A 15,756-nucleotide genomic window follows, 5' to 3' on the forward strand; every position below is an offset into this window, starting at 1 on the left:
ATTAATAAATTGATAAAATCTGCTTAAAAAAGCAAACTACCATGGAGGACCAATGTATAAAACGATAAAATACGAAGAAACTTTAAACTACAATGATTATGTACTAATAGATGTAAGAAGTCCTAAAGAGTTTTCTGAAGCTACTATTCCAGGAGCCGTTAATATACCACTATTTTTAGATAATGAAAGAGAAATAATTGGTACAGTATACGTACAAGAAAGCGTTGAAAAGGCAAGAAGATTAGGGGTTGAGTTTGCTTCTAAAAGGCTTCCAGAGATATATGAAGATATAATGCGCTACAGCAAGAAATATGAAAAAGTTATATTCTTTTGTGCTAGAGGCGGAATGAGAAGTGGAAGTATATATTCCCTCACCAGTGCTTTAGGTTTAAATACCATGAGGTTAAAAGGTGGGTATAAAGGGTATAGAGAATATGTAAATGTTGAACTGCCTAAAGTTAATGATAATATAACATATATAGTGTTACATGGTAAAACTGGAATTGGAAAGTCAAAGCTCCTTTATAAGTTAAAAGATAAAGGGCTTAATATTCTAGATCTTGAAAAGGCAGCAAATCATAGAGGATCTCTTTTAGGAAGCGTAGGCATTGGTAAATGTAATAGTCAAAAGCAATTTGAATCATTAGTTTTTGAGGAGCTGCGAAATAAAAATAGCAATTATGTGTTTGTTGAAGGGGAAAGTAAGAGAATAGGAAAGATAATAATTCCTCCATGCATATGGGACTCTATGGATAGAGGATACCATTTGTTTTTAGATACTTCATTAGAAAATAGAATTAATATTATAGTGGAAGATTATACTAAATGTAATAATGCAGAGGCAGAAATCATTGAAGCCTTAGAAGTAATGAAAAAGCATATAAGTGAAAAAAATATAACTATATACGAAAATATGGTAAGAGAGAAAAGATTTGAGGAAGCTGCTGAGGCACTTATGATAAACTACTATGATCCTATGTATATGAATTCCATGAAAAAACATAAGTTTGAATTTAACTGTTTTTATGATAATTTAGATGAAGGTGCTGAAAAGATTTATAAGTGGTTTAATGAAGAGGTATTAAAGAATAATTAAAGATGAGGCTTTGCTTAGATTAGGAGGTAATTATGGAAAATATAGAATTAACTCAAGAATATGATGTAAATAGTTTAACCTCTCTTGAAAAATTGGAACCAGTTAGGATAAGACCGGGAATGTATATAGGTTCTACAGGTAGTAAGGGGTTACATCATTGTATATGGGAAATATTGGATAACGCTATAGATGAGGTAACTAACGGATATGGTGATAAAGCAACAGTGGTTTTGAATAAAGATAAATCCGTAACCATAATAGATAATGGAAGAGGGATACCTACAGGAATTCATCCTATAAAAAAGAAATCTGGGGTGGAAATGGTATTTGCAGAGCTTCATACTGGAGGTAAGTTTAATAATAAGAATTATAAAACCTCTGGTGGATTACATGGAGTAGGAGCTGCAGTGGTGAATGCTCTCTCTCAATGGTTAGAGGTAGAAGTTTATCAAAGTGGAAATATATATAAGCAAAGATTTGAGTATGCTTATGATAAATCTTTAAAGAAAAACATGCCGGGTACAGCGGTGACTAAGCTAGAAATCGTGGGTAAAACAGATAAAAACGGAACTAAAGTTACTTTTTTACCAGATAAGCTAGTGTTTTCTTCCATTGATTTTAAATATGAAATAATAGACGAAAGGCTTCAAGAGTTAGCTTTTCAAAATAAAGGTATAACATTAGAACTTATTGACAACAGAAAAGAAGAACCCATTATAAAACAATATTACTCTGAAAATGGGCTTTTAGATTTTATTAATTATCTAAATGAGTCAAAAACTGCCCTTCATGAAGAACCTATACTTTTTCAAGGTGAAAAAACTATAGGTGGCATTGACATGTATGGAGAAGTTTGTATTCAATTTACTGACTCCACTACAGATTATATAGCCAGCTATGTAAATAATATACCCACCACTGAATCGGGAACTCACGAAGCAGGGTTTAAGACAGGAATGACTAGAGCTTTTAAAGAGTGGGCTAAAAAGCTAAACTTGCTGAAAGACAAGGACAAGGACTTTGAAGGTGATGATATTAGAGAAGGTATGACAGCCATAGTTAGAATCAAGGTTTCAAACCCTGTATTTGAAGGTCAAACCAAAACTAAGCTAGGTAATAATGAAGCTTATACTATGATGAATGAGCTCTCTTATGTTAAACTCTGCGAATGGATAGAAGATAATAAGGAAATTGCAACTTCTATTATTAACAACGCCTTGGATGCAGCTGCAAGAAGAGAAAAAATAAAAAAAATAAATGAAGCTGAAAAGAAAAAAATAGGTAAAGGGGCAGCACCTCTTGCGGGTAAAATAGCTGTCTGTACCTTAAAAGATGCCACGTTTAATGAATTTATAGTGGTAGAGGGTGACTCTGCTGGAGGAAGTGCTAAACAAGCAAGGGACAGAAGGTTTCAAACCATAATGCCATCCAAGGGTAAAATAATGAATACTGAAAAGCAAAAATTAGAAAATGTCCTTGCTAGTGAAGAGCTTAAGATATTTAACACTGCTATAGGTACAGGAACTTTAGACAACTATAAGGAAGAAGATTTAAAGTATAATAAAATAATAATAATGAGCGATGCTGACGTGGATGGATATCATATTAGGACATTGTGGATGACTTATATATACAGATATATGAGACCGCTAATATCTAATGGGCATCTTTATTTAGCACAACCACCTTTATATAAGGTATACAAGAAAAGTAAAAATGGTGAGATTTCAAAATATGCCTACAGTGATGAAGAACTAAATGCTGTAAAAAAGGAAATTGGCAAAGGCGCTCTTATACAAAGATATAAGGGACTGGGAGAGATGAATCCTGAACAACTTTGGGACACTACATTAAATCCAGAAACCAGGACCCTTTATCAAGTAACCATAGATGATGCATCTAAAGCAGAAAAAATGGTATCACTTTTAATGGGTGATGTGGTAGAGCCAAGAAAAAACTATATGTATAAGTATGCTGAATTTTAAAGGGGAGAAGAATAAATGGCAAAGAAAGTTAACATTCCTAAGGACAATAATATAATTTCTATCCCTCTTGAAGAGGCAATGCCAGACAATTACCTGCCTTATGCAGTGGAAGTAGCTAGGGAAAGGGCACTTCCTGATGTAAGAGATGGATTAAAGCCTGTACACAGAAGGATAATGTATGGAGCATATCTTCTTAAAGCTTTTCCAGATAAACCTTATTTTAAATCTGCCAGGATAGTGGGAGATATACTAGGTAAATTCCATCCTCATGGAGATACTTCAGTATATGATGCTATGACGATCTTAGCTCAGAATTTTACTACCAGATATCCACTGATAGATGGACATGGAAACTGGGGATCTATTGATGGAGATGGAGCAGCTGCTATGCGTTATACAGAAGCGAGACTTGCTCCCATAGCCATGGAGATGATAAGAGATATTGAAAAAGATGTAGTGGAAATGGTGCCTAACTATTCAGATTCTGAAATGGAACCTAAGGTTTTACCTGCAAGATATCCTAATCTTTTAGTAAATGGTGCTTTTGGAATTGCTGTAGGACTTGCTACCAATATTCCTCCTCATAATCTTCAAGAGGTGGTAGATGGCGTAATAGCTTATATGGATAATAGCGAAATAACCACTAAGGAGCTTATGCAACATATTAAGGGACCTGACCTTCCTACAGGTGGAGTTATAATTGGAAAAAATTCATTGTTGTCGGCTTATGAAACCGGTGAAGGAAAAGTAACTTTAAGAGCAAAAGCTAAGGTGGAAGAGCTGGAAAATGGGCGATTAGGCATAGTAATTACCGAGTTCCCTTATAGAAGAAATAAAGCAAAACTTCTTCAGAATATTTCTGAAATGACTGGGGATAAAAGACATTCAAAGGCTTTAGAATCAGTAATTGATATAAGAGATGAATCTGATAGAACGGGAATAAGAGCAGTTATAGAATTTAGAAAATCTACAGATAAGGAAACCGCGGAAAAGGTTTTAAAATATCTATATAAAAGGACTGATCTTCAGTGTAATGTAAGTTTTAACATGGTAGCTTTAGCAGATGGAAAGCCTCAGACTTTAGGGTTAAAATCTATTATTATGCACTATGTAAATCATCAAAAAGATGTAATAATAAGAAGAACAAAAAAAGAGCTTCAGGAAGCAGAAAAAAGGTTTCATATAGTTGAAGGCTTTATAAAAGCCATAGATATTATGGATGAAATCATTGCAGAGATTAGGGCTTCAAAGTCTAAAAAAGATGCTTCAGATAATCTTATTTCAAAATTTAATTTTACAGAAATTCAAGCAGCTGCTATATTAGAACTGATGCTTTATAGATTAACCGGATTAGAAATAAAAGTATTTGAAAAAGAATATAAGGAACTACAAAAGCTTATTACAAAGCTACAAAAGATATTAAAGGATGAAAAAGAATTAATTAAGGTAATAAAAAATGAGCTGTTAGATGTAACAAGCAAGTTTAAAGATAGTAGAAGGACAGAAATTATAGAAGACGAAAGTGAAGCTAAAATTGATATAGAAGAGTTAGTGGTGGTGGAAGACATAGTTATAACCTTGTCCAATGAGGGCTTTATTAAAAGGGTTCCTTTAAAGACTTATAATCGTTCTAATAGTGAACCAGATGCCATTGAATATAGAGAAGGAGATTATGCGAGATTTATCTTCCAATCAAACACAAGGGATTCCCTTATGTTATTTACTAATAAGGGTAATATGTATCAGATAAAGGGCAATATGGTTCCTGAATATAAATGGAAAGACAAAGGAGAAAAAGTAGATACGCTAATTAGAGGATTGGAGCTAGACCAAGAAAAAGTAGTGGCTGCATATCCTATAAGCAATATACACTCTCCTCATAATTTTATTTTTATTACTAGCAAAGGAAATATTAAAAAGACAGCTTTAGATAAGTTTGAAACCAATTATACTAAATTATCTGCTATAAGATTGAAGGATGATGAAGAGCTTATTAAAGCTGTAATGGTGGAAAGTGAAAGGGAAGAACAATTTTTATCTATAACTACTAAAAACTCTCTGGAATTTACCATAGAAGAGCCTGTCATTGAAGCAACAGATAGAAATATAGTGCCAACTAACATCATAATGCTTCCAGCAAAGGATTATATAATAAATGTAGATTTTACCAATGAATATAAATTTGCAACCTTTACTCTAGGAATAAATAAGAAGGGGAATATCAGGATTTATGAGAGAAATAAAAAAGATGAGTATATGAAGCTTTCAGTAAGCTCAAATGATAATATTTTGGTATTTACTGATAGTGGAACTACATATAATCTTCCTGTAGGCATGTTTCAGAATTTAGAGGATAAGGATATTTCTTTATCCGATATTACTGACAATTTTGATAGTTCTAAAGAAACGGTTCTAAATATACTTAAATATGATAATTATAATAATGATACCAGTATATTCTTCTTTACTAAATCGGGATTAGTAAAAAAGACTATGTTTAAAGATTTTCAGGGGAATTATTCAGAAATACAAAGCTATAAGTTTAAGAACGAAGAAGATAAATTAGTGGCCATTGAATTTGGTGCATCAGAGAATGCTGAGCTTATAATGGTAACGGCAAAAGGCATGGCAATAAAATTTCTTGCTACTAATGTAAATCCCATGGGAAGAGTAGCATCTGGGGTTATGGGGATAAGCCTTAAAGAAGAAGATTATGTTGTATTTGGAGCAGTAATTAACAAATCAATACCTGAAACAGGGACCTCAAAGGGCGAAATTGCAATTACTTCTACTAGATACGGTGAAATAACTTTAACCACAAGTAGTAAAGAATCTAAAACATTAAGCATTGAGGATATAAAGCTTCAAAACCGCGCAGGAAGAGGAAATAACGCATTTTTAGTAGTGATGAATGATTATATAAAAAATGTTAAAATCAAATAATAGTTTTTAAAAGCTAAGGAGTGATTAGATGAAGAGTATTATAGTTATGCTGGCTGAAGGTTTCGAAGAAATTGAAACTCTTACTGTGGTTGATGTCATGAGAAGAGCAGGAGTTAACTGCCATATGTGTTCTATAAATGAAGAAGAAGTTACAGGTGCGCATGAAATAAGGGTGTTATCAGATTTAACATTAAACTCTCCTAACCTTAATAGCTATGATGGAATAGTGCTTCCAGGGGGAATGCCAGGAGCTTTAAATTTAAAAAATAGCATTAGGGTTATAGAACTTGTGAAGGAATATTTCGGAAATGGTAAAATAGTTGCGGCTATCTGTGCTGCTCCCATTATATTAGAAGAAGCTGGGATAATAAAAGGCAGGAAAGTTACATCTTATCCTGACTTTAAAGAAAAGTTAGGAAATTCTATATACACTGAAGAAACATTAGTAGAAGATGAAAATGTATTAACTAGCAGAGGTCCAGCTACAGCGCTACCTTTTGCTTTTGCAATTTTAAGGAAACTTGGCTTAAATGAAGAAGCAGAAAATTTATATAATTCAATGCTTTTTTCTATGATAGATAAAGAATAATAAAATCTCTCATCACAGTTTGATTAATTTGAACTTGTGCTGAGAGTTTTTTTCCTCTAGAATCTAATTAGCTGATGTCAATAAAGGTGAAGATTCCTTTGATGAAAATTGAGGTGATATGATGAAAAAAATTGTGTTAAATAATGGTTTGAAGATTATATATGAAAGATCCTTTGGCAGCTTAACCTCTTTTTGTATAGGTTTTGAAGCAGGAGCAAATATGGAACAAGGTTACAGCTTAGGCATAGCCCATGCCTTAGAACATATGGTTTTTAAAGAAACTATAAATAGAAATGAAAAACAAATAAATGAGGCAATAGATAATATTTTTGGCTTTAGTAATGCTATGACTAATTTTCCTTATTCAATATACTATGGAACCTGTAAAAATGATGATTTTGAAATAGCATTAGAAATATATCAGGATATTCTCCTTAATCCTTCATTAAATGAGGAAGGTTTTCATGAGGAAAGAAAGGTTATATTGCAAGAGCTGTTAGAATGGGGAGAAGACCTAGATCAGCATTGTGAGGATAATTTACTATACAACTCATTTAATACTAAGAGAATTAAGAATCTTATTATAGGTACAGAAAAAAGTTTAAAGGAAATGCAAATATCTGAAATAAAAAGATTTTATAATGAATACTATAATCCGGAAAATTGTGTTATTAGCGTTGTAAGCTCACAAGATTTCCAGGAGGTTGTAGCTTTAGTAAAAAAGTATTTTGAGAATTGGCACTGCAAAGATTACAATATTGTTGGAAAAAATGAAATTATACAGGATAGTATTAATTCAGGGATATATATGGAAGATAAAGAGGGCTTTAATGGGGTTAAAGTTAAGTATATTTTTGATATATCCGGTTTAAATGAGCAAGAGATATATGCACTTCATATATTTAATGAATATTTTGGCAGTGGAGTAAGCAGCATTTTGTATGAGGAAATTAGAACTTTAAGATCTCTGGCTTATGAAGTATATAGTGAAGTGAAAGCTGAAAAAGGTATTGGATTTTTTTCAATTTTTATAAGTACTTCAAAGGAATATTATGAAAGTGTACTAAAAGTAGTAGATGATATTATTAAGCATCATATTAATGATAATGTTAATTTTAATATAGAAAAAAGCAAGAAAAGATTTTCTTTAAAGAAAGCATTAGAAGTGGAAAGAACCATAGTTTTAGCAAATAGGATGGCTACTTATGAAATTATGTATGGTAACTCAAATAGGTTATTCAAAGAAATAAATGGAGAGTATTACATAGAGGAAAGATCTATAAAAGATGTACTTAAAAAGGTATTTAATAAAGGTGCTGTGCAGGTAATAAAGTAGAATGTGAGGAAGATGTGTTAATGATAGAAAAATGGATGATTAAAAATCCAGGAGTTAATATAAGAAATTTAAGTGAAGAATGTGATATAAGCAAATTCACAGCCAATCTATGTGCAAATAGAGGACTAAAAGATAAAAAATCTATTGATAAATTTTTAAAAGCTGATATAAAGGATTTATATGATGGGTTTTTAATGAAGGATAGTTTAAAAGGTGTTGAAATTATTAAAAATGCTATAATGTCTAGAAAGAAAATAGTTATTTATGGTGATTACGATTGCGATGGTGTAATTAGCACTTTCATACTGTATAAAGCATTAACAAGATGCGGTGCTTTGGTAAGTTATTATATACCAGATAGAGAGCAAGAAGGCTATGGCATGAATAGTGATAGAATAGTAAAACTAAAAGAACAGGGCTATGATGTTATTTTAACCTGTGATAATGGAATATCAGCTTTTGAACAGGTGAAACTGGCTGTAAAGTTAGGCTTTCAGGTAGTTGTTACAGATCATCATGATATACCTTATGTAGAAGAAGAAGGCGCAAAAGTATTTAAAATTCCTAATGCTCAGGCGGTTATCAACCCAAAACAAAGTCAATGCGAATATCCCTTTAAAAACCTTTGTGGAGCTGGTATAGCATTGAAATTTTCTATTTGCCTTTATGAAAGGTTGGGGATAAATAAAGAAGAGGCTTATGAATTTCTAGAATATGCAGCTATTGGCACAGTGTGTGATGTGGTAGACTTATTGGATGAAAACAGAATTATAGTTAAAAATGGGCTGATGATGCTTAATAACACTAAAAATTTGGGCTTAAAAGCATTAATTAAAGAAACTGGAATAGAAAATAAAAAAATAACTGCATATCATCTTGGATTTATAATAGGTCCTGAGATAAATGCCACGGGTAGACTAGAATCTGCTAATTTGGCTTTAGAGCTGCTGCTATCAGAAACTACGGAAGAAGCTGAAACTTTGGCTAAAAGGTTACATGAACTTAATGTAGAGAGACAGCTTTTAACTACGGAAAGCGTTAATGAGTTAGAAGTAATCATTGAACATGAAAAAATGTATCAAGAAAAAATTATTTTGGTATATAATCCCAATATTCATGAGAGCATAGCAGGAATAGCAGCAGGAAGAATAAAAGAAAAGTATAACCTTCCAACCATAGTTCTGACAAAAGGAAAGGATATGCCTAAAGGATCGGGAAGATCCATAGATGGATATAATATGTTTGAAGAACTTTCAAAGGGAAAGCACCTTATGGTTAAATTTGGAGGACATCCTATGGCTGCGGGGCTTTCCTTACAAGAAGAAAATATACACTTATTAAGAATGCTACTTATTGAAAATTGTAAATTAACCAGTGAAGATTTAATACCAAAAGTGCGCATAGACGCGTCAATACCATTAAATAATATAACTTATGAGCTTATTAATGAAATTGAAAAATTTGAACCTTTTGGAAAGGGAAACCCAACACCCTTATTTGCTGTAAAAGATATAAGATTAAACAGAGTTTGGTTTATAGGAAAAGAAAAGAATATTATAAGGATGAGATGCAAGATTCCTAATTCAGACCTTTTTATAGAGGCGATATCCTTTGATAAAGGAGAAGAGTTTAAAAAATTGATTATAAAAGAATATGGGGAAGATATTTTAAATGAAATTATAGATAAGTCCTTCTGTAATATTAGTTTAGATTTTACCTTTTATCCTTCGATAAACGAGTATAATGGTTTTAAGAACATACAGTTAATAATAAAGAATTTAAGATTAGCTTAGTATATAAAAAAGTATGGGATGTTACATCCCATACCTGTTACTGATTATAAATTTCTTTCATATTGTTCTACCATTCTTTTAACCATTTCTCCACCAACGCTACCATTTTGTCTTGAAGTTAAGTCTCCATTATAATCGCTTAGTGGAACTCCTAGTTCGTTAGCAACTTCTTTTTTGAATTTTGCTAAACCGCTTTTTGCTTCAGGTATTAACTTTCTATTTCTGCTTGTCATTTTGTTTCACCTCCTCTTCCTCTTTATGATATTATGTTGTCCTTAATGAAAGAATATATAATATTAAAATAGAGGAAGGAGAGGAAAGATATTCAATATCAATTATTGACTTTCTTCGTTAAAAACATGAAAATTCTAATAGACGCATATGTATTTAAATATAATATTTAAATTATATAATCCTATGTAGGAGATGATTCTTTGAGTAAATATAAAATTATTATGACTGGTGGCGGCTCTGCTGGTCATGTGACACCAAATTTAGCCTTAATCCCAAAGCTTAAGGAAAATAATTTTGAAATAAAATATATAGGTGGAAAAGACGGTATAGAAAAAAATATTATATCTAATGAAGGTATAGAGTACTATTCAATATCTACTGGAAAATTAAGGAGATATTTTGATATGAAAAATTTTTCTGATCCTTTTAAAGTGGTAGCAGGAGTATTTCAATGTATTAATATAATGAGAAAAGAAAGGCCTAATATAGTTTTTTCTAAAGGAGGGTTTGTCTCTGTACCGGTAGTTATATCCGCATATTTAAATAGAATTCCTGTAATTTCACACGAATCAGATATGACACCAGGGCTTGCCAATAAGCTTAGCACACCTTATAGTAATAAGCTATGTGTAACTTTTCCAGAATCCTTAAAACATATTAAGGGAAATAAAGGAATAGTTACAGGAACACCTATTAGGAGTGAACTTTTTAAAGGCTCTAGAAATCAATGCCTTAAAATAACTGGTTTTAAAGGAATGAAACCAATCCTTTTTATAATTGGAGGAAGTCTAGGCTCACAAATTATTAATTCTAACATAAGAAACAATCTAGAAGAGTTATTAAAAAGTTTTGATGTAATACATCTGTGTGGAAAAGGAAATATAGAAAGTTCCTTAAATAATAAGGTAGGATATAAGCAATATGAATATGTAAATGAAGAGTTACCACATTTTATGGTAGGGAGCGATGTGGTGATTTCTAGGGCTGGAGCAAATTCTATCTTTGAAATTTTAGCACTTAAGAAACCTAACATACTTATACCATTATCAAAAAAAGCTAGTAGAGGAGATCAAGTTCTAAATGCTGAATCCTTTGAAAAAAGAGGCTATAGTATGGTAATACAAGAAGAAATGTTAAGAGATGGGTTTTTGCTAGAATCTATTAAAAAAGTTTATAAAGATAGAGACAAATATATCAAGGCTATGGAAAATAGTAAAACTAAAAATGGAACGGATAATATAATTGAGGTAATTATGAATTATATGAAAAAGTAAAACGAAATTTATATAGTAAAAATTCATGGATAATATTATATAGATGAAATAATTCATTTTATTTATGTAAAGCAAGAAATAATTCACAACTTATAAAATTTGAATAAAAAATGCACATTTTATATACGGATTTTATAATGTAAACCTTTATGAAATGGAATATTAACAAAAGGTTTACTATTAGTTATAAAGTATTCCTGGAATATGCAACTTGCAAAATAATTTCCTTAGTATATAATATTAATGTAGGTTCAAATTGCTAATTTTTATCAAGTAATTTTTTGTTACAACTTTAACATATATGGGAGGGTATTTATGAAAAAAATAACGATTGTTTATTGGAGTAATGGAGGCAACGTTGAAGTGCTTGCAAATTCAATAGCAGAAGGTATTAAAGATGCTGGAGCTGAAATAACTATTAAACATGTTAATGAGGCTCAAGTTGAAGATGTTACTTCTGCAGATGCTGTAGCTTTTGGAAGTCCATCTATGGATAACAATAGAATTGAACAGCAGCAGATGGAACCTTTTATAAATCAATTCAAACTCTTACCAAATGATAACAAGAGAGTACTGCTTTTTGGTTCTTACGGATGGGATGGTGGCAATTTCATTGAAGAATGGGAAACTAAGATGAAAGATTATAACTTCAATGTAATTGGTAAAATTGCAGTTAATGAGGCACCTTCACCAGAAGAATTAAAACGTGCAAAAGAATTAGGTAAAAAATTAGCAACATTTTAGTTAACAATATATTTTCTATCTGAAATATATTCAATAATTTTTCATGTAAGGAAAGTGAGGTCTACGTTATGAGAAAAATGAAAACTATGGATGGAAATACAGCTGCTGCGCATATATCATATGCTTTTACAGAAGTTGCTGCAATTTATCCTATAACACCTTCTTCACCAATGGCAGAACATGTTGATGAGTGGGTTGCACAGGGAAGAAAGAACATATTTGGACAACCAGTTAAGGTAATGGAAATGCAATCAGAAGCTGGTGCAGCAGGTGCTGTTCACGGTTCACTGCAAGCAGGAGCTTTAACAAGTACTTATACTGCTTCACAAGGATTATTATTAATGCTACCAAACATGTATAAAATTGCTGGTGAATTATTACCAGGAGTATTCCATGTTAGTGCAAGAGCACTTGCTGCTAACTCATTAAACATATTTGGTGACCATCAAGACGTAATGGCTGCAAGGCAAACAGGATTTGCTATGCTTGCAGAAGGTAGCGTTCAAGAAGTTATGGACCTTTCTGCTGTTGCTCACTTAGCAGCTATAAAATCAAGAATACCATTTGTTAGCTTCTTTGATGGTTTTAGAACCTCACACGAAATTCAAAAAATAGAAGTTTTAGAATATGATGAATTAAAAGGCTTATTAGACATGGAAGATGTAGAGAGCTTTAGAAGAAGAGCTCTTAATCCAGATCATCCTGTAACTAGAGGTACAGCTCAAAACCCTGATATTTACTTCCAAGAAAGAGAAGTATCTAACAAGTTCTATGATGCTGTTCCAGAAATTGTACAAGGATACATGAATGAAATTACAAAGCTTACAGGAAGACATTATAACTTATTTGATTATTATGGAGATCCTAAAGCTGAGAGAGTAATTATTGCTATGGGTTCAGTAACTGACCTAGTAGAAGAAGTTATAGATCATTTAATGGCTAATGGAGAAAAAGTAGGATTAGTTAAAGTAAGATTATTCAGACCTTTCTGCATTGATAGCCTTATAAAAGCTATTCCTGAAACTGTTAAGAGCATAGCTGTTCTTGATAGAACTAAGGAACCAGGATCAGCTGGAGAACCTTTATACCTAGATGTTAAAAATGCATTCTATGGTAAAGAATGGCAACCAGTTATAGTTGGCGGAAGATATGGATTAGGATCCAAGGATACTGTTCCAGCTCATATAATTGCAGTTTATAATAATTTAGCAAAAGAAGAGCCAAAAGATAGATTCACTATAAGTATAGTAGATGATGTTACTAACACTTCATTAGAAAATGGCGAAGATGTAGACACAACTCCAGAAGGAACTAAAGCTTGTAAGTTTTGGGGATTGGGTTCCGATGGCACTGTTGGTGCAAATAAGAGCGCTATCAAAATCATCGGTGATCATACAGATATGTATGCTCAAGGATACTTTGCTTATGATTCAAAGAAATCTGGTGGTATAACAGTTTCTCACTTAAGATTCGGTAAGAAAGCAATTAAGTCACCATATTTAATAAACAAAGCTGACTTCGTAGCTTGTCACAATCAATCCTATGTATACAAGTACAATGTACTTGATGGATTAAAGAAAAATGGTAAGTTCTTACTTAACACTATCTGGACTCCAGAAGAGTTAAATGAAAAATTACCAGCTCATATAAAGAGATTCATAGCTGAAAACAACATTCAATTCTACACTTTAAATGCAGTAGCTATAGCTCAAGAAATCGGTCTTGGCGGAAGAATTAACATGATAATGCAATCAGCATTCTTCAAATTAGCTCATATAATACCAGTAGAAGATGCAATGAAATATCTAAAAGATGCAGTAGTTTCTTCCTACGGTAAAAAAGGTCAAAAAGTTGTTGATATGAATAACGCTGCTATAGACAAAGGTATTGAATCCTTAGTTGAAATAAAAGTACCAGCAGATTGGAAAAATGCTGCAGATGAAGAAGTTAAAACTAAAGAAGTTCCTTCTTTCATAAAGAACATCGTTGAACCTATGAATAGAACTGAAGGAGATAAGCTTCCAGTAAGTGCATTTATAGGCATGGAAGATGGTACTTTCGAAAATGGTACTGCTGCCTTTGAAAAGAGAGGAATAGCTATTAATGTTCCTGAATGGCAATTAGACAAATGTATCCAATGTAATCAATGTTCATATGTTTGTCCTCATGCAGTTATCAGACCATTCCTTCTTAATGAAGAAGAAAAAACCAATGCTCCAGAAAACTTTAAACTTGCGGATGCTAAAGCTCTTAAGACACCTGAAAAGATGTACTTTACAATGGGTATAAGCGTTCTTGACTGTACTGGATGTGGAAACTGTGCACAAGTATGTCCAGCTCCACAAAAAGCACTTATCATGAAACCACAAGAAAGCCAGCATGTTGAAATACCTAATTGGGAATTTGCTACAGAAAAAGTTGCACCAAAACAAAACCCAATGAATAAATTAACACTTAAAGGAAGCCAATTTGAGCAACCATTACTTGAGTTCTCAGGTGCTTGTGCAGGTTGTGGAGAAACTCCATATGCTAAGCTTGTAACTCAATTATTTGGTGATAGAATGATGGTAGCTAATGCTACAGGTTGTTCATCAATTTGGGGAGGAAGTGCACCTTCAACTCCATACACTAGAAATGCTCAAGGTCGTGGACCAGCATGGGCTAACTCCCTATTCGAAGATAATGCAGAATATGGATTAGGTATGTTCTTAGGAGTTAAAGCAACAAGAGATAGATTAGCAGTAGAAGCTAAAGCTGCTATAGAAAGTGGAGTAAGCGAAGAATTAAAAGCTGCTCTTCAAGATTGGATAGACAATATAGATAATGGTGAAGGAACTAGAGACAGAGCAGAGAGACTAGTTGCATTACTTGAAAGAGAAAATGGAAATGAGCATGTTGCTGCTATGTTAAAAGATAAAGATTTCTTTGTTAAGAGATCACACTGGATATTCGGTGGAGACGGTTGGGCTTATGATATCGGATTTGGCGGATTAGACCACGTTCTTGCTTCTGGTGAAGACGTAAATGTTCTTGTATTTGATACAGAAGTTTACTCAAATACTGGTGGACAGTCTTCAAAAGCAACTCCTACTTCTGCAATAGCTAAATTTGCTGCTAGCGGTAAGAGAACAAAGAAAAAAGATCTTGGTATGATGGCTATGACTTATGGATATGTATATGTAGCTCAAATTGCTATGGGTGCTGATAAGAATCAAACCTTAAAAGCAATAGCAGAAGCAGAAGCTTATCCAGGACCATCCTTAATTATAGCTTATGCTCCATGTATAAACCATGGATTAAAAGCTGGTATGGGATGTACTCAATTAGAAGAAAAGAAAGCTGTAGATTGCGGTTACTGGGGAATGTACAGATACAACCCACAACTTAAAGATCAAGGCAAGAACCCATTCTTAATGGATTCTAAAGAGCCAACTGCAGACTTCAGAGAATTCTTAATGGGTGAAGTAAGATATGCATCCTTAGCTAAAGCATATCCAGAAACTGCAGATTCCTTATTTGCTAAAACTGAAGCAGACGCTAAAGAAAGACTTGAAAACTACAAGAGATTAGCAAAGATGGAGTTCTAAGATAATTTTAAGATATTTGTTTAAATGTATATAATATTTTATATGTTTATTAAGGAATCCGGTTCTCCGGATTCCTTTTTTAAAAAAAACAAAATAACCCTTTTATATTTAGTAAATTAAGGGTAGAATTAATACATAAACTTTAAGGAGGTGAAAATCTGTACCTTAAATCTTA

10 protein-coding genes are annotated in these 15,756 nt (G+C 32.5%); 9 read left to right on the forward strand and 1 reads right to left on the reverse strand.

Annotated elements, in window-relative coordinates; genetic code table 11:
* The first annotated feature begins 52 nt into the window (after positions 1-52).
* The 6 genes from mnmH to recJ all read left to right on the forward strand — a co-directional run bounded on the left by mnmH (position 53) and on the right by recJ (position 9,742).
* Positions 53-1,096 carry a tRNA 2-selenouridine(34) synthase MnmH gene (gene mnmH / locus BUA82_RS02405; protein WP_073004293.1) on the forward strand — a complete coding sequence of 348 codons (1,044 nt, stop codon included), beginning with the start codon at positions 53-55 and terminating at the stop codon, positions 1,094-1,096.
* Between the two features lie 32 nt (positions 1,097-1,128).
* Positions 1,129-3,081, forward strand: a complete 1,953-nt coding sequence (locus tag BUA82_RS02410) for a DNA gyrase/topoisomerase IV subunit B (protein ID WP_073004296.1) — start codon at positions 1,129-1,131, stop codon at positions 3,079-3,081.
* Between the two features lie 15 nt (positions 3,082-3,096).
* Positions 3,097-6,024 (forward strand): DNA topoisomerase IV subunit A, encoded by a 2,928-nt coding sequence (locus BUA82_RS02415; protein WP_073004298.1) that lies wholly within the window; start codon positions 3,097-3,099, stop codon positions 6,022-6,024.
* A 28-nt stretch (positions 6,025-6,052) separates the two neighbouring features.
* Positions 6,053-6,613 (forward strand): DJ-1 family glyoxalase III, encoded by a 561-nt coding sequence (locus BUA82_RS02420; protein ID WP_073004301.1) that lies wholly within the window; start codon positions 6,053-6,055, stop codon positions 6,611-6,613.
* A 121-nt stretch (positions 6,614-6,734) separates the two neighbouring features.
* On the forward strand, positions 6,735-7,949 hold the full coding sequence (locus BUA82_RS02425) for a M16 family metallopeptidase (RefSeq protein ID WP_073004303.1): 1,215 nt from the start codon (positions 6,735-6,737) through the stop codon (positions 7,947-7,949).
* 20 nt (positions 7,950-7,969) lie between these two features.
* Positions 7,970-9,742, forward strand: a complete 1,773-nt coding sequence (gene recJ / locus BUA82_RS02430; protein WP_073004305.1) for a single-stranded-DNA-specific exonuclease RecJ — start codon at positions 7,970-7,972, stop codon at positions 9,740-9,742.
* A 44-nt stretch (positions 9,743-9,786) separates the two neighbouring features.
* Here the strand turns inward: recJ and BUA82_RS02435 are convergent, their stop codons facing one another.
* Positions 9,787-9,975, reverse strand: a complete 189-nt coding sequence (locus BUA82_RS02435; protein ID WP_073004307.1) for an alpha/beta-type small acid-soluble spore protein — start codon at positions 9,973-9,975, stop codon at positions 9,787-9,789.
* A 201-nt stretch (positions 9,976-10,176) separates the two neighbouring features.
* Here BUA82_RS02435 and BUA82_RS02440 point away from each other — a divergent pair, with 201 nt between their 5' ends.
* The 3 genes from BUA82_RS02440 (at position 10,177) to nifJ (ending at position 15,581) form a co-directional block, all read left to right on the forward strand.
* Positions 10,177-11,250, forward strand: coding sequence for an undecaprenyldiphospho-muramoylpentapeptide beta-N-acetylglucosaminyltransferase (locus BUA82_RS02440; RefSeq protein ID WP_178140675.1), 1,074 nt, complete (start codon positions 10,177-10,179; stop codon positions 11,248-11,250).
* A gap of 315 nt (positions 11,251-11,565) precedes the next feature.
* On the forward strand, positions 11,566-11,994 hold the full coding sequence (locus BUA82_RS02445; protein ID WP_073004309.1) for a flavodoxin: 429 nt from the start codon (positions 11,566-11,568) through the stop codon (positions 11,992-11,994).
* A 68-nt stretch (positions 11,995-12,062) separates the two neighbouring features.
* The gene (nifJ, locus tag BUA82_RS02450; protein ID WP_073004312.1) at positions 12,063-15,581 is read left to right on the forward strand and encodes a pyruvate:ferredoxin (flavodoxin) oxidoreductase; all 3,519 of its coding nucleotides are present in this window, start codon (positions 12,063-12,065) and stop codon (positions 15,579-15,581) included.
* Positions 15,582-15,756: the final 175 nt, after the last annotated feature.

Origin of the sequence: Clostridium amylolyticum, from assembly GCF_900142075.1 — a bacterium.
GTDB classification, from domain to species: domain Bacteria; phylum Bacillota; class Clostridia; order Clostridiales; family Clostridiaceae; genus Clostridium_AA; species Clostridium_AA amylolyticum.